Below are 22,508 nucleotides of genomic sequence, written 5' to 3'. Positions count from 1 at the left end.
GGGGCGGAAAATGGCACATCTTGAACTCAAGGACGTCGCTTTTTCTTATGGCAAGGGCAGGGGGCGTACGCCCGTGCTGCGGGATATCAACCTTGCCATCGAGGAAGGCGAGTTTCTGGCCATCGTCGGCTTTTCGGGGGCGGGCAAAACCTCGCTCATCTCGCTGATCTCGGGTCTTGTGAAGCCCGAACGCGGCAGCATCACGATGAACGGCACCCCGGTCACCGGCCCCGGCCCTGACCGGGGCGTGGTGTTCCAGAACTATTCGCTGATGCCGTGGCTGACAGTTGCGGGCAATATCGCGCTGGCGGTCGATAGCCTTTTCGGCAGCGAAGACAAGGCGGCCCGGCAGGCGCGCGTTGACCGCTATATCGATATGGTCGGCCTTACCCATGCCCGCGACCGCAAACCGCACGAGCTTTCGGGTGGCATGCGCCAGCGGGTGGCGGTGGCCCGCGCATTGGCCATGGACCCGGAAATCCTATTGCTGGATGAACCCCTGTCCGCCCTTGACGCGCTCACCCGCGCCAAATTGCAGGACGAACTGGATGCGATCCGCGCGAAGGACCGCAAGACGGTGATCCTGATCACCAACGATGTGGACGAGGCGATCCTGCTGGCTGACCGGATTATCCCGCTGACACCGGGGCCTGAAGCCACGCTCGGGCCTGCTTTCAAGGTGGATATCCCGCGCCCGCGGCTGCGGTCCGCGATGAACCATGACGCAGGCTTTGTGAAACTTCGGGCTGAAGTGACGAGCTTCCTGATCGAGGCCGAAAAAGGTGCGACCGCCGCACGGCAAGCGGCCGAGGGCATCCTGCCGACCATCGCCCCCATCGAAATTGGCCGGGCACCTAAAGCATACCGTGAGGCGGCAGCCAGCCCGCGCGTTGACCGCTATGTGGAATTCTCGCAAATCTCCAAGGTTTATGACACCCCGAAGGGGCCGCTCACCATCGTCGATGGCTTCGACCTGAAGATGAAGAAGGGCGAGTTCATCACGCTCATCGGCCATTCGGGTTGCGGCAAGTCCACGGTCCTCAATATGGCGGCGGGGCTGACCTCGATCAGCGCCGGCGGCGTGATCCTTGATGGGCGTCAGGTCATCTCCACGGGGCCGGAACGCGCTGTGGTGTTCCAGGCGCCGAGCCTGATGCCATGGCTGACCGCCTTCCAGAATGTGGCGCTGGGTGTCAATCGCGTCTATCCGCATGCAACGGTGGCGGAAAAGCGCGACGTGATCGAATATTATCTCGCCCGTGTGGGGCTTGGCGATGCCATGCACAAGCTGGCGGCTGAAATGTCGAACGGCATGCGCCAGCGTGTCGGCATCGCCCGTGCATTTGCCTTGTCGCCGAAGCTGCTGCTGCTTGATGAGCCTTTCGGAATGCTGGATAGCCTCACCCGCTGGGCGTTGCAGGAGGTGCTGATGGACGTGTGGGCGCGCACGCAGGTCACCGCCATCTGCGTGACCCATGATGTGGACGAGGCGATCCTTCTGGCCGACCGCTGCGTGATGATGAGCAACGGCCCGAACGCCAAGATCGGCAATATCATGGAGATCGATATCCCCCGGCCGCGCCGCCGCCGCGATCTCGTCGGGCATCCGAAATATTATGAATACAGGGAAGAACTTCTGTCCTTTCTTGAAGCCTACGAGCATGGCGACCCGGCTGACGCCGAAAGCAAACCGACCCCCAAGCGGAGGACCGCAGCGTAAATGGCAGGAAACGGCCTCAATATTCTGGTGATCGACGAGGATCCGGCCCGCGCCGCGCTCCTTGAAGGGGCGCTTGTTGAGGCCGGCTATACCCATGTGGTGACGCTTCGGACAACGGCAAATCTGCACCAGCGTATCGTGGCCATCGAACCCGATGTGATCATCATCGATCTGCAAAACCCCGACCGCGACACGCTGGAAAACATGTTTCAGGTGTCGCGCTCGGTGAAAAAGCCGATTGCCATGTTCGTTGACCAGTCGGACGACGACGCCATCAGACGCGCGGTTGAGGCAGGCGTCAGCGCCTATGTGGTCGATGGCCTGAAGAAGGACCGGGTGCGCCCGATTGTCGAAGTGGCGGTGACCCGCTTTGAAAGCTTCAGCCAGCTATTGCGCGAACGCGACGAGGCCCGCACGGCCCTTGCCGATATCAAACGCATCAACCGCGCCAAGGGGCTTCTGATGCAGTATCGCGGCATCACGGAAGAGGAGGCCTACAGCATGATGCGCCGCACAGCCATGCAGCAGAGCCGCAAGATTGTCGATATCGCCGACAGCATCATCACGGCCTTTGAACTGGATGCCGGCTTACTCGGAGACCGCCACCATGCCTGAAGCCAACCTCCCCGTTATCCGCGCCGGCTTCATCGCGCTCACCGATTGTGCCCCAATTGTGGTGGCGCGCGAACTGGGCCTTGACCTTGAAGAAGGCATCAGGATCGAGCCCGTGCGTCTGCCCTCATGGGCGGCAGTGCGCGACCAGCTGGCGTTCGAGAAGCTCGAATGCGCTCACATGCTGGGCGGGTTGACCCTTGCCATGCATCTGGGGCTTGGCGGTTTTCGCTCTGAAATGATGGTGCCGCTTCTTCTCGGGCGCGGCGGCAATGCGATCACCATCTCGGTTGCGCTGTATGAGGAAGCCCGGACCTTGATGAAGGGCAGGGTGATTTTCGACCGCGCCCAGTCGGCTGCCATGCTTGCTGCCGTCGTGCAGGCGCGCCGGGCGGCAGGGGAAGCATCGCTTCGATTGGCCAGCGTGCACGCCTATTCAAGCCACAGTTATGAACTCCGCGCCTGGCTCGCTCACGGCGGGGTCGATCCGGATCAGGATGTGGAACTTTCCGTCGTGCCGCCGCCGAAGATGGTGGAGGCGCTGCGGGCAGGTCAGATCGACGGTTACTGCGTAGGTGAACCCTGGAGCCAGCTGGCGGTCGAGGAAGGTATCGGGCGCATCATGGCCACCAAAGCTGATCTCTATCCCTACAGCCCCGAAAAGGTGCTGGCACTGCGGCGCTCGTGGGCCACCGGGCATGCCGAGACGGTGTCGCGGCTCGTGGCTGCCTGTGTGGCGGCGATGCGCTGGGCGGCACAACCGGCAAACCGCAATGCGCTGGCCGACATGCTGGCGGGGCCCGACTATCTGGATACCGACCGCGAGGTGATCCTTGGCGGCCTGATGTGCGCCCCGCGGCTGGTGCCCGGCGAGACGCGCCAGCCGGTTGCCGATTATCTCTCCTTCGGTGGGCTCGACCTTGGCTATCCCTATGCGGAAGCGGGCCTTTGGCTCCTCGCCCAGATGCGGCGCTGGGGTCAGGTCGGCGCGGGGCATGAGGATGAGGTCAGCGCGATTTTCGATACCACCATCATGGACGGCATTGGCCGACAGGATGCTGGCAGCCACACAAACGCGGGTCGCCGCATGGCGGCCATGCCGTTCGATGGCAACGCCTTCGATGGCGGCGATGTGGAAGGTTACTGGCGCCGTTTCCCGATCCGGCGCGGCGCCTGAACGATTGACTTTATCCTCGCGCGTCAATGGCGGCGCGCCCCTCCCCGAGAACACGACCCCTGGCCGTGCAGCGCCGCACGCGACGGATGAATCGTGTCCGGGTCCACCCATGAAAGAAACATTCTGCAGGGAGACCTTCGATGAAGGCATTTCAAAAATATATCGGCGCATCCGTGATGATTGCGGTGCAGGCGCCATCGGCCTTTGCTGACGATATCACTGACTTTTTCAAGAATGGTGACGCCGGGCTCGACCTCCGCTACCGACTGGAGGCCGTTGATCAGGACGGGCTCACGGAAAACGCCACCGCCTCCACGCTTCTTACCAAACTCTGGTTCAAGACCGCCAATGTGAACGGTTTCAGCGGCCATCTGGAAGCCACCAATGTGGCGGCCATCGGCGGGGCTGCCTATAACAGCACGGTCAACGGCAAGTCAGCCTATCCCGTGGTACCGGACCCGACCGGCACTGAGGTCAATCAGGCATGGGCAAGCTATAAGTCTGACGCATTCGAGGTAAGGGCCGGGCGGCAGGGCATCAATTTCGATGACCAACGCTTCATCGGCACCGTCGGCTGGCGGCAGAATGACCAGACCTATGATAGTGCGGCGGCGACGGTGACGACCGCCAAAGGCGTCAGCGCCACCTATGCTTATGTCTGGAACGTCAACCGCATCTTCGGGAATGATCATCCGCTCGGCAATCTGCACGGCGACACGCATCTCTTCAACGCCAGCTATGCAGGCTGGAGCTACGGCAAACTGACGGCCTATGGTTATCTCCTCGACTTCGACGCGCCGGGGGCGGCGGGCCTGTCGTCGAAAACACTTGGCATCCGGTTTGCGGGCAGTGCGAAGCTCTCGGACCTCGTTTCGCTCGGCTATCAGATTGAATATGCGCGCCAGTCCGACCACGGGGCCAATCCGGCTGACTATGCCGCTGACTTCTGGCATGTGGGCGCAAGCGTTTCGGGCAAAGGGCTGATGGCCGGGCTTGATTACGAGCTTTTGGGGGCAGACAGCGGTGCCGCCTTCCAGACACCGCTCGCCACGCTCCACAAGTTCAACGGCTGGGCCGACAAGTTCCTGTCCACGCCAGTTGCTGGCCTGAAAGATATCTATGCCACACTCGGCTACAAAGTGCCGGGCGATGCGGCCTTTTCGGGTACAAGTCTTCTGGCCGTCTATCATGAATTCAAGTCGGACACTGGCGACACCGACTATGGCAGCGAGTGGGATTTTCAGGTTGAAAAACAGGTGACAAGCTATCTAACGCTCACCGCCAAGGCGGCCTTCTATAACGCCGACGGCTTTGCCACCGATACGACCAAATTCTGGCTCGTTGCCGCCGCCAGATTCTAGGCGGCAGGGACCGGGCAGCATAAACTTCCAGGGGCCTTGCTTTTGGTGCCGAACAGCGTCTAGCTAAGGGTGGCGAGTGGCATGGGCAGGGAGGCAATTATGCAAAATGTGACGCGGGCTGTGGCGTTGATGGCGCTCATGCTGTTTGCGGGCGGGGTGCTCCGGGCCGAGGAGCGCGGCACCATCGACCCGCCGCGCAGGCTGACCGACGAACAGTCCCGCGTCGCTGCCGCCAATTACCAGCGCTATTGTGCCCTTTGCCACGGCGTGGATCGGCAAGGCTATGTGAACGATCACGCTCCGTCGCTGAGGAGCAAGAGCCTGATGCGCACCGGCGTGCCGCATGAGGTGCTCCGTGCCCTTTCCTACGGGCGCGAAGGCACAGCGATGGGCGGCTATCTGGATGAAGTAGGCGGCCCCCTGACGCTCGATGAAACGTGGGACCTCACCTACTGGCTTTTCTGGCAATCGGGTGCAGGAGACCGTGTTGACATCCAGAAGGACCTGATCGCCGGCGATGCGGTGCACGGCGAGGCGCTTTTCAAGGAAAACTGCACCAGTTGCCATGGTGATGAAGGGCAGGGTGTGACGGCGCCTGCCATCGGCAACCGGTCGGCCCTTGCCCACAATTCCGATGAATTCATTCGCTATGCCATCGCGAACGGCCGTGAAGACACGCCGATGGTGGCATGGAAGGATATCCTGTCGCCCAAGGATATCGATGACCTGACCGCATTCCTCAGGAGCCGTGCGGATGGCTGGAAGGCGCAGAAGATTGCGCTGAAGCCATTGCCGACGCCCGATCAGTATGTGCTGAACAAGGATGGTGAAGACCCGGGCTTCGAACTCAGGGACGGTATGCATGTGTCGTCCAAGGATCTGCTGGCGGCTATTCAGGCAGGCAAACGGATGGTCCTTCTCGATACGCGGGTCGTATCCGTGTGGCAGCGCGTGCATATCGAAGGCTCGATCCCGCTGCCTTACTATACAAGGCTTGATGAAGTGGTGCGCGACCTGCCGAAGGATGTGCAGATCGTGGCCTATTGTTCCTGCCCACGCGCAGCGGCCGAACATGTGGTGAACCAGTTGCGGCGGCGCGGCTATACCCGCACCGCCGTGCTGTATGAAGGCATTTTCGGCTGGATGAATATGGGCTATCCCGTCGCGCGCGGCGAGCTGGCCCCTTCCTGATCCTTTGGGGCTCAATTCACCCTTACGTGGGCGATTTCCGCGCTGTTGAAAATCTTTTCGAGATTGAGCCGGTATTCCGTGACATTTGCCAGAATGACCGGGACCTTGCCGCGCGTGTCGATGCCGGTGATATCGAGATCGAGGTGGGCGTCCACCATGCGGACCGATCTGATCCGGTTGATCAGGGCTTGCGCTTCGGCCGGGGACACGGGCCAGAAGCCGGCCTCGGTCGCATTCTCGAGCCGGAGGCCTACCTTGTGAGGCTTGCCGATTTGCGCCTCATACTCATAAGTCGTGCCGGGGCCGATGGATTCAAGCGGGAAGCCCTGGCGGGCCATGTCATATTCCCCGAGCCGCGAGCGCACGAGGATGCGCAGGTGCCCCACGCCCACCGTGGACGCATCGATGGCCCGATACTCGGCTATTACCTCGGCTTCGCGCGCCGAACGCTCAAATTCGTTGGCGGTCCTGACCTTGACGTTCCAGCCAGCCCATTCTTCGGCGGGCAGAGGTTCGCCTCGCAGACGGTAGCCAAGTGCAATCATCTGCAGATAGTCGGGATAGGCTAGGGTGCCGCCTCCGAGCTTCAGTTTGTCGACGCCCGATGATGTGCTGGTATTGCCGGGGAGGGCAGAGCTGCCCCCCGATTGGCTGCGCGAACTGCCATAGGTGGCGCGGGTCTGGTTGGCTTCCTGATCCGATTGTCCTTCCGAGGTTCCCTCGCCGCCGCAGGCGGCTAGGAGAAGGGAGAGCGCAGCGATAGCTGGTCTGGTCATGATCTGCTCCTAAAGTGCGATGTCGCTGCCGGACTTTTTGGCCCGTTCGAGCTCTTCAGCGCGGCGTTTTTCTTCGATCTCGTTCAGTTCGGCTTGCAGGTCGTTGCCATACTGGAAAAGATTGTCCTGATGCAGCATCCCGATGCTCAATTCCTTGGCGAGAGCCGGATTGTCCGGGCTGTGCATGATCTCGACCGCGAGATTGAGGCCGCAGCCCTCACTCCACGACAGGCTGTTCATCCGCCCGTCGATATTGAAGCCGCAGCGCCGAAGCAGCGGGTTGGGGTCCGTGACGGGCTGGCCGTTCACATCGGTGATCCAGCGCAGACGGCTGAGGTCACCGCGCCGGTTTTCGCGCTTGTCGCGGAATTGCGGCGCGCCGTACTTTTGGGTGAGGGCAGAGACAAGGCTTTCGACCGCAGGCATTTCGTCCGGTTTGAAATTCTGGGTGCGCCAGACCCCAACCAGCGTTTCGCGCCCGGGCACGCCGGGGGTGGCGAGGGTTATCTTTTCTGAAACGTGCGCCCAGACACGATTGCCGGGGCCGCACTTCTGCATGTCGTTGAAGGTGCGGAAGTTGCAGGCCGAGGTCTCACCTTGCTGCACCATGAAGGCTTGCGGCCCGAGCTCCAACTGATGGCTTTTCAGGCCATGGATCCAGTTGCGCTGCGGGTCGATAAAGGCATCGGCGCCCAGATGGCACCGCACGATATTGAGCGCCATGTCCTTGCTCATGCCGAGCTTGAGGCCAAGGATATCCGGACCGGGCAGCCCCTTGTCCGTTTTCGCCGGACATTTGGGTGCGGGCAGGGCGTTTGGATCAGCGGCTGCAGGCTTCGCGGCTCCGGCCCGTGTTTCGGCGACGGGCCTGCTGCCATCTGTGGCAGCCGCAGCGGAGGATGTGTCCTCCTCGCCCCCGCAGGCTGCAATCATCAAGCCGGCGGCTGCGAGAATGGCGGTACGGGATGAAGTGCGGAACGAAGGATGGTTTGGTATCATGGCTGAAGGCTCCCCAATGCGGCATGAATGTGCCAACGATAGGGGCTGGGGGCATTTTCAGTCTTCACGGAACCCTAACGAAAGTCTAACCTTTCGCCTGATCAAGGACTTGGGGCATCAACCGCCATGGGGGTCGGATCATGGTGGAAACACCGGACACATCGGGCGGAACCCAGTTCCGCTACCGCTTCGGCGCCGTCGAGTTCGACGAGGCGCGGTTCCAGCTGAGCCTTGATGGCCAGCCGGTGGAGCTGGAGCGCAAGCCGCTGGAACTGTTGGCTGTGCTCTTGGCCCATGCTGACGAGGTGATGACCAAGGACGAGCTCCTTGACCAGGTCTGGGCCGGGCGTACCACCGTTGAAAATGTGCTCGCCAATGCGATGGCGAAACTGCGCAAGGCACTGGGGCCGGACCATGCCGACAGGATCGTGACACAGGCGCGGGTCGGCTACCGTTTTAAGGGGCCGGTCGAGCGCGTGGCCACCGGGCGGCGGCTCGTCAATCGCCTTTCGCTCGTTGAGGGTGAACAGGTTCCGGGCCGGCCGCATTACCGGCTGGAGGCGCAGCTTGCCGGCACCGAGGGCAGCGAGGTCTGGCGGGCCCGTCATTTCAAAACACCCGAAACCCGCATTTTCAAATTCAGCGCCGACGGCGTGCAGCTTTCCGCCCTCAAGCGGGAAGTCACCTTGTCGCGTATCCTGCGGATGAGCCTGGGCGAGCGGGTGGATATCGTTCGTATCCACGACTGGAATTTCGAGGAGCCGCCCTTCTTTCTGGAAGTTGAGGACGGCGGACAGCAGCTTCGCGACTGGGCAGAAGAAGGCGACCGGCTGAAGCAGATGACGCCGGGCGCCCGGCTCGCCATCGCCTTGCAGATTGTGGACGCGGTTGCCGCCGCGCACCGCGCCGGGGTACTGCACAAGGACCTCAAGCCCGCCAACATCCTCATTAGCGGAAATCCTGACAAAGGTTGGCAGGTCAAGCTGACCGATTTTGGCAGCGGTGGTGTTTTTGCAGCGGACAAGCTCGCGGATCTTGGCGTTACGCCGCTGGGGCTGACACAGGATACAGGCTCCAGCGACACGGGGCGCAGCACACCGCTGTATCTCGCCCCCGAGGTGGTGACCGGACAGGCGCCTTCGGTGCGCAGTGATATCTATGCACTTGGCATCCTGCTTTATCAGCTGCTCGCGGGCGATATGCGCAAGCCCCTGACCACCGGCTGGGAACAGGATGTGGAAGATGATCTTCTGCGAGACGATGTCGCCGCTGCCACAGCGGGCGATCCAGCAGCGCGCACGCCGGCTGCGGATATTCTGGCCGGGAGCCTACGTAACCTCGCGCGGCGGCACCGCGAGGCGGAGGAAGCACGGGAGGTGCGACAGCAGGGCGAGCGGATGGCCCGTGAGCTTGACCGGATTGCCGCCCGTCGCCCTTGGATCTGGGCGACAGGAGCTGTCCTCACGCTCGGCCTTGTTGCCAGCCTGTGGCTGTACCGGGGGGCGGAGGCCGCCCGCGATCAGGCGATTGCCGAAGCCAGCCGCGCCGAGGCCGCGACCGGTTTCCTGCGAGAGGTATTGTTGGCGGCGGATCCGCGCAGCCCGGGGGCCAGTGCGGATGCATCGGTGCGCGAAGCGCTTGCCCTTGCCGCCGACCGCATCGACGAGCGCTTCGGCGATGATCCGGCCACACAGACTTCCCTGCACCGGAGCATTGCTGGCATTCACGAAGGCCTTGCCGATTTTGAAGGGGCGGTAAAGCATCTGACCCGGCTGGTGAGCCTTGAAACGGCGCGGTCGGGCAAGGCCTCGCCCGAAAGCCTTGAGGCGCGCTATGCGCTGGCGCAGGCACTGTCCAACGCCAGCCGGTATGCGGAGGCTGCGCCCATACTGGATGCAGCCGATGCAGACGCTACACCGCTGATTTCGACTGGCGATCCGCTGGCGATCCGCGCCGCCTATGCGCGGGGGCGCTATCATCTGTTGCAGGCTCAGATGGAGCCGGCAGCCAATGCCTATGAACAGGCAATCGCGCATTACGATAGGGTGGGAGTGGAAGACCTGAGCCTTCTGCATAGCCTGCGTATGGATCTCGCCCAAAGCTACAGCCGGTTGGGCCGTCAGGAAGAAGCGGTCACCCTTCTGGAGGGCCTCGATCACCCCGCTTTCACCGAAGCCGGCGTGACGCCCGCACGGCAGGCAAGTGCGAGATTGTTTCTGGGGGCGGCGCTGCTCTATGCCGGGCGACATGCGGATGCGGAGCCCGTTTTGCTCGCGGCCATCGAGGACCTGTCGGCAAGCTACGGCCCGGACTCGTTCCAGGTCGAGGAAGCGCGGGGGGCGCTTGTCAATCTTTACGGTTCCACCGGGCGCTGGGCGGAGGCCTTGCCGCTGATCACTCGCGTGCGGGAGGGCATGTGCGCCCGCAACGGAGCCGAGCATCTGTCCTGCCTGATGCAGCTTGGGAACGAAGGCGTCATCCGCTTGCAGCTTGGGGATGCTGATGGTGCCGTGCCGCAGCTTGTGACGGCGCGCGATGGTTTCGCCCGCATGATGGGACCGGCCTCGCCGGGTGTGCAGGTGATGGGCTTCCATCTGGCAACGGCCTATCTGGCAAGTGGGCAGGCAGATGAGGCCGCAGCCTTGCTGCCGGGGCTGGAGGCATCGGTCATGGAGGCTGCGACACCGGGTGAAACATGGGCGTCACGCATCAAGGGGCTGGAAGCCCGTGTCCTGATACGGCAGGGCCGGCAAGCGGAAGGCCGTGCCCGGCTGGAGGCCGCCGTCGCGCAGATGGAAAAGGAAGGCTTCGACGCCAGTGTTATCGCCCCTTACCGCGCCGATCTGGAATAGGTCGAAATTGCAATATCTGGAATACCTGTTTAGATGAGGTCGCCCGCCATCATCGGAGACGACAGGTGCGATTGACGCTGCAGACCGACTATTCCCTTCGGGTCCTGATGTATCTGGGCGTCAATCGGCAGCGGCTGGCGACGATCCGGGAGATTTCGGACTGCTATGGCATTTCGAACAATCACCTGATGAAGGTGGTGCACCAGCTTGGCCAGTTTGGCTATGTGGAAGCTATCCGGGGCAAAAACGGCGGTGTCCGGTTGGGCAGGGAGCCCGAGGCCATCAGCCTTGGCATGCTTGTTCGCAAAGTGGAACCCGACATGGCCATCGTTGAATGTTTCATGGCGGAAAACTGCTGCAGGGTGAAACCCGATTGCCGGCTGAGCGGCATCCTGTCGGAAGCGCTGCTCGCGTTCCTCGCGGTGCTGGACCGCTATACGCTCGCGGACCTGATCGCAAAGCCTGAGCGGCTGACAAGCCTTCTGGGCCTGCAGCCTGTCAATTCCTGACCTCGACTTCCCGCCATTCACCCGGCGCGATGCCATCAAGCGTCCAGTCCCCGATGCTCCAGCGCACCAGCCGCAGGGTGGGGTGGCCGACAGCTGCCGTCATGCGGCGGACCTGCCGGTTGCGGCCTTCGCGGATGGTGAGCTTCAACCATGTATCGGGCACACTCTTGCGGAAGCGAACGGGCGGGTTGCGTGGCCATAGGGCGGGAGGCTCGATCCGTTCAGCGCCGGCGGGCAGGGTCATGCCGTCTTTCAGTTCAACACCCCTCCGCAGCGCGGTAATGGTTTCGTCCGCCGGGTCGCCTTCCACCTGTACAAGATAACTTTTCGGCATCTTGAATTTAGGGCTCGAAATCTGCGCCTGCAGCCTGCCGTTGTCGGTCAGCAGCAACAGTCCTTCGCTGTCGCGGTCCAGTCTGCCAGCCGGATAGACGCCCGGCACCCTGATGAAATCGGAAAGTGTCGCGCGCGGGCTGTCGGTGCCGCGGTCGGTGAACTGCGACAGCACGTCATAGGGTTTGTTGAAAAGAATGAGCCGCGCCATTGTACGATACCTTCCGTTTGACTGGCGCGACCGTAGCGGAGCCGGACGTTCCTGTCACGCCGATGCAAGGTGAAATCCCCGTCAAAATTTCCGCGCTTCATCAAAATGTCACTGTGCAGGCTGTAAGCGGCTCCACAAATGGCATCCATATGCGCTAGGGTGCCGACAAACAGAGGAGACAGCATACATGAAACTCAGCAGACGCCAGTTCGCCATCGGCCTCGGTTCGCTCGCCTTTGCAGGCGTAGCCTCGCGGATCGCGACAGCTGCCAACGGACTTTCGCCGATGGTGGCAGGTTACGGGCCGCTGATCCCCGATCCGGACGGACTGCTGGACCTGCCCAAGGGCTTCTCCTACCGTGTTGTCTCGAAGTTCGGCGATATGATGAGCGATGGTTTCACGGTGCCGGACAAGGCTGACGGCATGGGCTGTTTCCCTTATGAAGGCACCAAGGTCGCGCTCGTCCGCAACCATGAAATGAAGCCGTCGAACACCGGCACCGGCCCGTTCGCACGCAAGGCAGCGTCCGCCGGCATGCCGGCCTATGACCGTTTCGACAATGGCGCTCCCCTGCCGGGTGGCACCACGACGATCATCTATGATCTCGCAACCGGCCGGGTCGACCGCCAGTTCATCAGCCTTGTCGGCACCATCCGCAATTGCGCTGGCGGGCAGACGCCGTGGGGCAGCTGGCTCACCTGCGAGGAAGACATGAGCCTGCCGGGCGACCCCGGCGCCAAGGACCATGGCTGGATCTTCGAGGTGCCTTCGCGCGCCGAAGGGCCGGTCGAGCCCGTGCCGCTGAAAGCCATGGGACGCTTCAACCATGAAGCAGCCGCCGTGGATCCGCGCACCGGCATCGTTTACCTCACCGAAGACCGCGACGACGGGCTTTTCTATCGCTTCATTCCCGAGGTGCCGGGCGAGCTTGCCAAGGGAGGCCGCCTGCAGGCGCTGGCCTTTGTGGCGAAACCGGCGGGCGGCGACAGCCGCAACTGGAATGGTCAGGACTGGGGTGTCGGTCAATGGCAGCAGGCTTTCTGGATCGACCTTGAAGACGTCCACAGCCCGAACGACGACCTGCGCGAACAGGGTGCCGCCAAGGGCGCCGTCACCTTCGCGCGGGCCGAGGGCATCCATTGGGGCAAGGACGAGCTTTACTTCTGTTGCACGGCAGGCGGCGTTGAAGGCTACGGCCAGATCATGCGCTACCGGCCATCGTCGTTCGAAGGGACAGCGAAGGAAGGCGACGAGCCCGGCCGCATCCAGCTTTTCCTGGAATCGCCCGGTCCGGATGTCTTCGATTTCGGTGATAACCTGACGGTTGGGCCGAACGGCCACCTGATCGTCTGCGAGGACCAGTACACGACCTTCACCGAAAACCACCTGCGCGGGGTAACGCCTGACGGCAAGGTCTATACCTTCGCGCAAGTGCGAACGCAGTCGGAAATGGCCGGTGTCTGCTTCTCGCCCGATGGTGCCACCATGTTTGTCAATGTCTATAGCCCGACAAAGACGCTGGCGATCACTGGCCCCTGGAGCCAATTCCGCACCTGAGGCGATCCATTGTCTCCCCATTGTCAAACCCGCCAGTATGGTTAATGATGCTGGCGGGAGAGACTTGAGGGGAGGAAATTCATGATCGCACGATCCCGTTGGTATGGCGGGGCTTTGGCCCTGTCGCTGGTTCTGGCTGCATCAACGATGGCGGAGGATGCCGCCAAGGCGCCGGCGCTGATGCAGGGCTTTCCGCCGCCCGCGGAAGCGCAGGTGACTTTCTCCAACTGGGTCCTGCCGCCCTATAACCGCTGGGCTTTCCAGCATGTGGAAAGCCTGTTGCCAAGTCGGCCGATCTATCGCGGCAGCGGGCCCACTGTGCCGTTGCCAACAGCATCAAAGAAGGTCGTGGCCCGCTACCAGGCGGCGATGGGTGAGGGCGGCAGTTTCGATCTCGAAGCCTATATCCGCGACAATTATGTGGATGCCATTGTTGTGCTGAAGGACGGCAAGCTGGTGGCCGAGCATTATGCTAACGGCCAGACAGCCGAGACGCGGCACATCATGTATTCGGTGACTAAATCAGTTGGCGGGACGCTTGCCGAAATGCTGATCGCCGAAGGCAAGCTCGACGATACCAAACTTGTCACCGACTATGTGCCGGAGCTGAAAGAAAGCGGCTACGGCGACGCCACGGTGCGGCAGGTGCTGGACATGCTGGTCGCCCTCGATTTCACCGAAACCTACGGTGATCCCTATTCGAGCATCAGCCAGTTTGCCTATTCGGCGGGCCTTGCCCCGGCGCCCGAAGGCGTGAAGGTTTATCCTTCCATGTATGACTATCTGCCGACGATCAAGAAGCAGGGTAATCACGGCGAGGCATGGCGCTATATCAGTGCCACCACCGAGGTGCTGGCCTGGGTCATGTCGCGTGCGTCGGGCCAGTCATGGGGTGAGCTTTTCGAGCAGCGCATCTACAGCAAGCTCGGGGCCGACCGCGACGCGAGCGTGATTGTCGATCCGCATGGCATTACCTTCGCGGCGGGGGGCATGAGCATCACGGCGCGCGACGGCGCCCGGTTCGCCCAGATGATCGCGAACGACGGCAAGTTCAACGGCCAGCAGATCGTGTCGGCGGACGTGGTGAAGAAGATCAAGCAAGGCGGCGACCCGACAAAGTTCAAGTCGCAGCGGCCGGGCGGCGATGAGCGTTCCTATGTCAGCCAGTGGTATCTCGACCCTGAAATCAACCAGCTCGGCGCTTGGGGCATCCACGGCCAGGCTTTCCAGATCGATATGGAAGGCGGCATCGTGATCGTTACCCAGTCGTCATGGCCGGTTGCCGGCACCACCGAGCTTTGGGACCGCCGCGCGGCGTTTGAGCGGGCTGTCCACAAGGCGCTGGCTGACTAGGCTTTCAGCCATCCATGCTGCCGATGATCAGCATGACCCTGAGGACACGAGCCCGCGGCAGGCGGACCGTGTCCTCAGGGTTCAGTTGCCGCAGCACGAGGATATCCTCGTCCCATTTGATGAATTGTTTGATCAGGCCGCGGTGGTCGGACGTTTCAACAAGCACGAAACGATCCCGCCGGGGCGGGCGCGACGGATGGACATAGACAAGATCACCGTCCTGGTATTTGGGTACCATGCTGGTGCCCGTGACATAAACGGCAAAGGCATCGCGTACGCCAGCGAGGTCAGCGGGGCGGAAGGTCCAGTCGATCGCGCCTTCTTCCATCACCAGATTACCCTCGGCGCCGCCTTGCGCCCGGCCAAGCACCGGCAGGTCGCGCCCCAGCGAAAAGGCAGGGGCGGGCAAGGGGATGACCGACTGTTCGGAAGGCCCGGCGGCGGCCTGCGTCGCCGGCAGGATTTCGCCCCGTTCCAGCCCGTCGGGGCTGACACCCAGGACGCGAGCGAGCTGCACAATTTTGCGGGGGTGCCCGGTGCGCCCTGATTCGAGCCGGTCGATGGCCTGCTGGCTCATCCCCACCATCGAACCAAGCTGTTGCTGCGAAAAGCCTTTTTCTTTCCTGAGGCGGGATACGGCCTGACCGATCAATGTCATTTCCTGCTCCTTCAAACGCGACAGAAATCTAACAACTTTTGTTGTTAAAAACAACCATGGGAATAGGGCTCCGCATTCATGCAATGCAAGGCTCGCCGGGCGCGGGCTGCTTGGCACGATGTTTGCTGCTTTAAAGGCGGACAGGCAGGCCGCCCGCGCCGGGTGGAAACTGCCGAGACGCAAAGCAAGAGTTGGTCAAGCCTATGCGGATGAAAGAGTTTTTCAGTATCTCCATGAGTGCCCGTGCGGCGCGCAGGGCGAATTTTGCCGCTTGCTGCCCGGCAGATGCTGCCGCTGAAAGGAAGGGCTGTCATGTCGACGCTTAACGCCATCCTGAATACCTCGCTGACGGGGCTTTTCACCAACCAGTCGGCGCTTCGGGTAACGTCCAACAATATCGCGAACGTCAACACACCCAACTATTCCCGGGTGCGCGTGGAGCAGTCGCCGCTGGTGCTGCAGGGCCAATCGGTCGGGACCTCGATTTCGGGGATCACCCGCGTGGTTGATGAATTCCTCTCCTCGGCGCTGCGGACGTCAAACTCGGATACCGCGAAATACAGCATCCAGTCGGAATTCCATTCGCGCCTGCAGGGGCTGCTCGGCAAGCCTGATTCCGAGGCATCACTCACCGCCCAACTTGATGACATCTTTGCCTCGGTTGCCGATCTTTCGATCAACCCGGCGGATTCGCTGCGCCGGCAGGATTTTATCACCGAGATCGACACTTATCTTGGCCAGATCAGCGCCCTGCAATACCAGATTCAGGACCTGCGCGCCGATGTGAGCGCGAAGATCGAGGATGTGGTGGATCAGGCGAACGAACTGCTGCGTGTGATCGATAACCTGAACCCCATCCTGATCCGCCAGAATGTGGTAGGCGGCGAAACCGGCGGTATTTCTGGCCAGATGGACCAGGCGCTGAGTGAACTTTCGCAACTGATGGATATCGTGGTGCGGCCGCGCGGCGATGGGGGGATCAGCGTCTTCACCTCGAGTGGGCTGCCGCTTGTCGATACCTCGCTCAGCCAGCTTTCCTATTCTGCTGCCGGCATCGTGAATGCCGACACCAAATTCGGCGCAGTCGAGCTTTACCGGGTGGATGAGCAGTTGAATCCGACCTCGTCGGCGTTTGATCTGTCGGCGGTTGTCCGTTCTGGCGAGCTGCGGGGCCTTCTGGATATGCGCGACGGCCAGCTGCGTGACCTGTCGCTGAGCCTTGGCGAATTGGCCGCCCACGCGGCGGACGAATTCAACGCGGTCCACAACCAGTTCAGCGCCATTCCGGCGCCCAATAGCCTCGTGGGCAAGGCAAAGCCCGTTTCGGCTAACAACGAGCCCGGCTTTACAGGCATCGTGAACTTTGCAGTGGTGGATGCGGCCGGCAATGTGGTCGCCAAAACGACCGTCGATTTCGATGGTGCTCCACCGGCTGATTATGCCGCCCTCATCGCACAGGTGAACGCGGGCCTCGGTGGCGCCGGTACGCTTGCCCTCAATAACGGCGTAATGAGCCTGACGGCCACCGACCCGACCCATGGTGTTGCGATCGCGGATGACCCGGCAGCGCCCAGCGACCGCGGGGGTCGCGGCTTCAGCCATTATTTCGGCATGAACGATATTGTCGAGGCATCGCAGCCCGGCATCTATGAAACCGGTGTGGCCCCGACCACGTTGCACAATCTGGGTGCTGGCGACACCATGACTTTCCGGGTGCGGGACGCGCAGGGGCGCGTGCTGACTACGGTGACCGTGAATTCAACCGGCACGACCTACGGCGATATGGTGGCCGAGCTGAATAACGTCGCCGGCCTTGGTGCCTATTTCAACTTCTCGCTCAATTCGGATGGCGGCCTAGACTGGACGGTCAACCCGCCGCGCACGGGGCTCGAGCTTGAAGTGCTGACCGACAATAGCGAAATCGGCACCACCGGCATCAGCTTCACCGAAGCCTTCGGTATCGGCGATGGCTATCAGGCGAACGCTGCCCGCGATGTGAAGGTGGTGGACCGGCTGCAGAATAACCAGAACCTCCTGGCCCTCAGCCAGTTTGACCTCACTGCAGCGGTAGGGCAGGTGGGGCTTACTAACGGTGACCAGAGCGGGGCGCTCGCTTTTCAGGAGCTTGAGGCCAAGCTTGTCAGCTTTGACGACGCTGGCGAGTTGAACGCAACTGCCGTGACGCTGACCCAATATACTGCCCGCTTCCTCGGAAATACCGGCCTGATGGCCAACCGGGCGAACAATATGATGGAAGACAATATGGCGCTGCAGACCGAGCTTGGCGTGCGCCTTTCGGATGTGACGGGCGTGAACATGGACGAGGAGCTTTCAAACCTCATCGTCTATCAGAATGCCTACAATGCAGCAGCGCGGGTTCTTTCAAGCGTTCAGGAGCTTTACGACACGCTCCTGAATTCGGTGTAACGGAGGCAATGGCATGACGCGCGTATCCAGTTTCGGCCAGCAGTCGCTGATGGTCAACACCCTGATGGAAAACCAGAAAAGGGTGTTCGAAGGTCAGCGCCAGGTGGCAACCGGCAAAAAGACCGACGAATATGCGGGCCTCAAGAGCGCGACCAACACGGTGCTCAGTTCGCGGTCCTTCATGGCGCGGGTCGATACCTTCCAGACGACGATCAAGACCGTGCGCGGCAAGCTCGACGCCAACGATGTGCAGATCGAGGGTATGCTGTCATCGATGGAAGCGCTGAAGGACAATATCCAGGTGGCACTTGCCAACAATCAGGCGGAGGGCTTTTCGGAGCTTCTGGACCAGACCTTCAAATTCATGGTCAATGGCCTCAATACGAATTTCGACGGCACCTATCTTTTCTCGGGCGCCAAAACCAGCACCGTGCCGGTGAATGTGAACACGCTTTCCGACCTCGCCGCGCTGCCGACCGTGGCTGACGCCTTCGACAATTCGGATATCGGCTTCAAGGCCAAGATTGCCGATAATGTCGATCTCGATTTCGGACTGGTGGCGGACGATGTGGCGGAAGAGAGCTTCCAGGTGCTTCTGGATCTCTATAATTACGATCAGGGTGCGGGTGGCCCGCTGAATGGCGAACTGGACCAGACGCAGTGGGATTACCTGCAGGGCATGCTGTCGAACATCACCTCGGCCATCGATGGCCTGCGCCAAAACCAGGTGAAGAACGGCCTTGTTTATGAACGCCTCGACCTGATTAACGAGCAGCATTCCGATACGGCAGTGTTCCTTGAGGTCTTCGTGGCAGACCTTGAAGACGTGGATATGGCCGAGGCCGTGACGCGGCTCAATAACAACCAGGTGGCGCTTGAAGCCTCCTATCAGGCCGTGTCGATCCTCTCGGACCTCTCGCTTCTGCGCTATATCTGACCGATCGGCCTTGCTTTCCGGGGCGCGCTGGCTACAGTCGGGACGTTTCTGAAGCGACCGGGGAATGTTTGTGCGCGTCACCGAAAATCTTTTCCGCAAGGGTATGCGCCGGCTGGGCGGGGCTGTCACCATCGTCACCGCTGCTGACGGCAAGGGACGCTGGGCCGGGCTCACCGCCACCGCCGTTACCTCGCTCTCGGCCGAGCCGCCGCGGCTTCTCGCCTGTATCAACCGGCAGGGCGGTACCTATGACATCATCTCGCGTGGCCGCACGCTGTGCATCAATGTGCTTGGTGCCTCGCATCTCGAGCTTGCCAAGCGTTTCGCTGGCATGAGCGGCGAACCCGAGTGCGACCGGTTCGAGCAGGGCCTGTGGGCATCGCTTGTAACGGGTGCGCCGGCGCTCAAGGGCGCGCTCGCCACGTTCGATTGCACCGTTGACAATATCCTTGATGTTGGCAGCCATGGCATCGTGATCGGGCAGGTGCAGGGTATCGAAGCCGAAGGGGAACAGTTTGAAGACCCGCTCGCCTATATCGACGGCACCTGGTCGACCCTGACGCCGCTTTGATGCATTTTTCGCCAAAATCCGCCGCAAACCGAATCACAAGATATAGAATCGGAGACTCAGTGCGAGTCGATATATGGTGGAAAAGGCGGTAGCCTAGGGCCAAATAGTTAACGATTTCTTCTAAATTGTTGATTCTTGGTCTGGAATCTATATTCTAAGGGCCAAGGGTTCTGAGTTGGGAAACGCATGCTCGAAATTTTCATGCGGGCTGAGAAGAATTTCTCGACGGGAGAAGATGGGTGTCTGGTGAGCAGTTGAAGCAGCTTCTGTTGCTGGCGCGGAGCAAGTCCGTCGATGCCCGGGCGCGTCTTGTCGAGAATATTACCGATCTTTTCCTCTCCGATCAGGGCCGTCTCAGTGAACATGAACGCGCGCTGATGTCTGACATTCTTGGCAAGCTCATCGGGCAGGTGGAAGCCGATATCCGCAAGGAACTGGCCGAGACGATGGTGCGTGCAGGGGTCGATTTCCCCGATATTGCGCGGTTGCTGGCCAATGACGAGGTCGAGATCGCCCGCCCGCTTCTGGAACGCAGCCATCTGCTGCAGGACCCGGACCTGATTGAAATCATCCGCATGCGCACCGATGAGCACCGCATGTCCATTGCGATGCGCGACGAGCTTTCGGAGGCCGTGTCGAACGCGCTTGTCGAATATGGCTCTGAGGACGTGATCGAGACGCTTCTCAACAATCACGATGCCAATATCTCGAAGCGTGCGATGGAGTATCTGGTGGCGGAAAGCCGCCGGGTCGACCGGTTCCAGGAGCCGCTCCTGTTGCGTGCCGACCTGCCGGGTGACCTTGCCTATCGCATGTATTGGTGGGTATCGGCAGCTCTCCGCAAGCGTATCCTTACCGAGTTTGACATCGACCCGGTGGTGCTCGAGCAGGCTGTGAAACGCGCCGTCAGCACGACGATTGTCGACCACCAGCAGAATGAAAGCGCCTATGTACGTGCCCAGAAACTGGTGCGCCGCATGGCGGAAAACGGCGAGCTTTCGATCCAGTTCCTGATCAATTCGCTCCGCCAGCAGCGGATCGCCGTTTTTGTGGCGGGCATGGGCGAGCTTGGCAATGTGGATTTCCGCACCGCCTGGCGCATCTTTTCAGACCGCGGCGGTGAAAGCTTCGCGATCCTTGCAAAAGCCGTGGGTGTGGACCGCAGCCAGTTTACCAGCATCTTCCTTCTGGTGGTGCAGGCGCGCGAAGGCGCGACCGTGAAGTCGCCGGGTTTCCTGAAAGAAATCCTGGCGCTTTTCGATGCCATCACGGAAGAGAATGCGAAGGGGGCCTTGCAGGTCTGGCAGCGCGACAGCGCTTATCAGGCAGCGATCGAGGAATTGGACCGGGTCGGTTGAACCGGGTAAAGTGGCAGGCACCGGCAAAAGAGTGCCGCTGAACAGGGTAGTGAACGCTTATGAAGGTCGATAAAGGGACGATTGAAGCGGCAGCGAATGTCGTTGATCTGACCGGCCGCCGCGGGGACGCAGCGGATGCGGCCTTTGGCGCTTCCATCACCCGTGCCGCCCGCGCCGGCCTGCCGGCGAACGAACAGGCGCTGGGCCTCATTGACCGTATCGTCGTGGACGACAGCCTGCCCCTTTATGTGGCGGCGCTTGATGGCACCGTCATCCATATGAACAGCCATTATCGCCAGCTCGACCATATGCTGGGCGATGCCGCTCTGGCGCCCGGCGGTGCCGATACGCGCGGCAAGCGTGGCAGTGCGATGCTTGCCCCCATCATCGGCGATATCCTGGCCTCCCGCGCCACGGTGCGCGCCGAAGAAGTTGCCGTGATCGGCGGCAAGGAGCGGGTCTATCTTGGTCGCCACATGCCGGTGCGCAACGAAAAGGGCGAGATTATCGCCATTGCCGGCACCTACGAGGATGTGACCGTGCAGGTGCGCGGTATTGAGGAAGCCTCGAAAACGCAGGCGCGCTTCCAGGATTTCGCCCGCGCGAGCTCTGACTGGTTCTTCGAATGCGGGGCGGACCTCAAGATCACCACGCTTTCCGATCGCTTCACGGCGCTTGTCGGCCAGCCGGCCCAGCTGTTTGTGGGCGCCGAGTTCCATCAGTTCGGCCGCTTTGAGGCCAATCTTGAAGGCCATTCCGATGGCCCGCGCGCCATCAAGATGCGCAAGCCCTTCCGGGACCAGCTTTTCGTGGTGGAAACCCATGACGGGCACGAACTGAAATTCCACTTGTCCGCTGTGCCGGTGTTCGAGCGCGCGAGCGGCGAATTCCGTGGCTATCGCGGCGTCGGCATGGATGTGACCGAGCGCTACAAGCAGGCGAACGACGCGCGGCAGAACCAGGAACGGCTTGAAAAGCTTCTGACCGAATTGACCCGCAAGAATATCGCGCTTGATGACGCAACTGCGCAGGCGACCACTGCACTGCGCGCCAAGAACGAATTCCTGGCGGCCATGAGCCATGAACTGCGCACGCCCCTCAATGCCATCATCGGCTTTGCCGAAAGCTTCGAGCGCAAGGCCTTTGGCGAGCTTGAAGATGCCTATCTCGCCTATGCGGCGGATATTCGCAAATCAGGCCAGCATCTGCTTGGCCTCATAAACGACATTCTGGATGTGGCGGTCATTGAAAGCGGTGGCCTGTCGCTGCTGATCGATGAACTGCCGCTTGAGCGCGTGCTGATGAAGGCCGTGCAGATGAATGTGGAAGCCGCCCGCAAGAAGCAGATCGATGTGGAAGGGCTTCTGGCCACCACCACCGATGTTGTCATCAAGGCGGATGACCGGCGCACCACTCAGATCATCGTCAATCTTCTCTCGAACGCCGTGAAGTTCACACCCGAGGGCGGCACCATCGGCTGCGAAATTGCTGAAAACCGCGACGAAAATATCGTGGAGCTGACGATCTGGGATACTGGCATCGGTATTTCGGAGGAAAACCAGCCGAAGGTTTTCGAGAAATTCCATCAGGTGACGGACGACGTCTATTCGCGCAAACAGGAAGGCACCGGCCTTGGCCTGCATATCTCGCGCGAATTGGCGCGGCGGATGGACGGCGACCTGACGCTGGAAAGCAGTGTGGGCGAGGGCAGCCGCTTCACTGTGCGCCTGCCCCTTTCGGACGGCGCCGCCGCGGACGACAATTTCATCTGAGACTGCAGGGATAATCACCGATCACAAGATCGGGACGGGAGGAGCGGGGCCTCAGGCGACAAGCCTTCGAGGCCCCCTCTTTGTTCTTGATTGGTCTTCGTTTTTTGAGATTATCCAAATTAATGGTTGTCAG

18 protein-coding genes are annotated in these 22,508 nt (G+C 61.3%); 14 read left to right on the top strand and 4 right to left on the bottom strand.

Going from position 1 to position 22,508, the window contains the following annotated elements:
* Nucleotides 1-10 precede the first annotated feature (10 nt).
* The 5 genes from OU694_RS06975 to OU694_RS06955 all read left to right on the top strand — a co-directional run bounded on the left by OU694_RS06975 (nt 11) and on the right by OU694_RS06955 (nt 6,061).
* A complete protein-coding gene (locus OU694_RS06975; RefSeq protein ID WP_308910255.1) occupies nt 11-1,720 on the top strand; it encodes an ABC transporter ATP-binding protein in 1,710 nt (569 codons plus the stop codon).
* A complete protein-coding gene (locus OU694_RS06970; protein ID WP_308910254.1) occupies nt 1,721-2,335 on the top strand; it encodes an ANTAR domain-containing response regulator in 615 nt (204 codons plus the stop codon).
* On the top strand, nt 2,328-3,509 hold the full coding sequence (locus OU694_RS06965; protein WP_308910253.1) for a CmpA/NrtA family ABC transporter substrate-binding protein: 1,182 nt from the start codon (nt 2,328-2,330) through the stop codon (nt 3,507-3,509). Before OU694_RS06970 ends, OU694_RS06965 begins: the two co-directional genes overlap by 8 nt.
* Before the next feature lie 140 nt (nt 3,510-3,649).
* On the top strand, nt 3,650-4,870 hold the full coding sequence (locus OU694_RS06960) for an alginate export family protein (protein WP_308910252.1): 1,221 nt from the start codon (nt 3,650-3,652) through the stop codon (nt 4,868-4,870).
* Between the two features lie 99 nt (nt 4,871-4,969).
* The gene (locus OU694_RS06955) at nt 4,970-6,061 is read left to right on the top strand and encodes a c-type cytochrome (protein ID WP_308910251.1); all 1,092 of its coding nucleotides are present in this window, start codon (nt 4,970-4,972) and stop codon (nt 6,059-6,061) included.
* An 11-nt stretch (nt 6,062-6,072) separates the two neighbouring features.
* On the opposite strand, the gene OU694_RS06950 is transcribed toward OU694_RS06955, so the two are convergent.
* Both OU694_RS06950 and OU694_RS06945 read right to left on the bottom strand, forming a co-directional pair.
* Entirely contained in the window at nt 6,073-6,837 is a 765-nt protein-coding gene (locus OU694_RS06950) for a hypothetical protein (protein ID WP_308910250.1), read from the bottom strand.
* Between the two features lie 9 nt (nt 6,838-6,846).
* A complete protein-coding gene (locus tag OU694_RS06945) occupies nt 6,847-7,836 on the bottom strand; it encodes a hypothetical protein (protein WP_308910249.1) in 990 nt (329 codons plus the stop codon).
* Between the two features lie 140 nt (nt 7,837-7,976).
* Here OU694_RS06945 and OU694_RS06940 point away from each other — a divergent pair, with 140 nt between their 5' ends.
* Nucleotides 7,977-10,688 (top strand): protein kinase domain-containing protein, encoded by a 2,712-nt coding sequence (locus OU694_RS06940; protein ID WP_308910248.1) that lies wholly within the window; start codon nt 7,977-7,979, stop codon nt 10,686-10,688.
* A gap of 65 nt (nt 10,689-10,753) precedes the next feature.
* A complete protein-coding gene (locus tag OU694_RS06935) occupies nt 10,754-11,197 on the top strand; it encodes an RrF2 family transcriptional regulator (RefSeq protein WP_308910247.1) in 444 nt (147 codons plus the stop codon).
* Here the strand turns inward: OU694_RS06935 and OU694_RS06930 are convergent.
* Nucleotides 11,187-11,741: a pseudouridine synthase gene (locus OU694_RS06930; RefSeq protein WP_308910246.1), complete on the bottom strand. Its 555-nt coding sequence runs from the start codon at nt 11,739-11,741 to the stop codon at nt 11,187-11,189. The two genes, OU694_RS06935 and OU694_RS06930, sit on opposite strands and share 11 nt — an antisense overlap.
* A 187-nt stretch (nt 11,742-11,928) precedes the next feature.
* Between OU694_RS06930 and OU694_RS06925 the strand changes: the two genes are divergently transcribed.
* Nucleotides 11,929-13,299, top strand: coding sequence for an alkaline phosphatase PhoX (locus OU694_RS06925; protein ID WP_308910245.1), 1,371 nt, complete (start codon nt 11,929-11,931; stop codon nt 13,297-13,299).
* Between the two features lie 81 nt (nt 13,300-13,380).
* Complete coding sequence (locus OU694_RS06920) at nt 13,381-14,652, top strand: serine hydrolase domain-containing protein (protein ID WP_308910244.1); 1,272 nt, start codon at nt 13,381-13,383, stop codon at nt 14,650-14,652.
* A 4-nt stretch (nt 14,653-14,656) separates the two neighbouring features.
* On the opposite strand, the gene OU694_RS06915 is transcribed toward OU694_RS06920, so the two are convergent.
* Nucleotides 14,657-15,310, bottom strand: coding sequence for an XRE family transcriptional regulator (locus OU694_RS06915; protein WP_308910243.1), 654 nt, complete (start codon nt 15,308-15,310; stop codon nt 14,657-14,659).
* 312 nt (nt 15,311-15,622) lie between these two features.
* Between OU694_RS06915 and flgK the strand changes: the two genes are divergently transcribed.
* The 5 genes from flgK (at nt 15,623) to OU694_RS06890 (ending at nt 22,375) form a co-directional block, all read left to right on the top strand.
* Complete coding sequence (gene flgK / locus OU694_RS06910; protein ID WP_308910242.1) at nt 15,623-17,737, top strand: flagellar hook-associated protein FlgK; 2,115 nt, start codon at nt 15,623-15,625, stop codon at nt 17,735-17,737.
* Between the two features lie 13 nt (nt 17,738-17,750).
* A complete protein-coding gene (locus OU694_RS06905) occupies nt 17,751-18,674 on the top strand; it encodes a flagellin (RefSeq protein WP_308910241.1) in 924 nt (307 codons plus the stop codon).
* 70 nt (nt 18,675-18,744) lie between these two features.
* Entirely contained in the window at nt 18,745-19,245 is a 501-nt protein-coding gene (locus OU694_RS06900; protein WP_308910240.1) for a flavin reductase family protein, read from the top strand.
* Between the two features lie 239 nt (nt 19,246-19,484).
* Complete coding sequence (locus tag OU694_RS06895) at nt 19,485-20,603, top strand: DUF2336 domain-containing protein (protein WP_308910239.1); 1,119 nt, start codon at nt 19,485-19,487, stop codon at nt 20,601-20,603.
* A gap of 59 nt (nt 20,604-20,662) precedes the next feature.
* The gene (locus OU694_RS06890; protein ID WP_308910238.1) at nt 20,663-22,375 is read left to right on the top strand and encodes a sensor histidine kinase; all 1,713 of its coding nucleotides are present in this window, start codon (nt 20,663-20,665) and stop codon (nt 22,373-22,375) included.
* The last annotated feature ends 133 nt before the right edge of the window (nt 22,376-22,508 follow it).

This window comes from Pseudokordiimonas caeni, from assembly GCF_026719705.1.
Classification (GTDB): Bacteria; Pseudomonadota; Alphaproteobacteria; order Sphingomonadales; family Kordiimonadaceae; genus Gimibacter; species Gimibacter caeni.
Note: the sequence above shows the minus strand (reverse complement) of the source record. Positions and strands in the feature narration are given on the sequence as shown.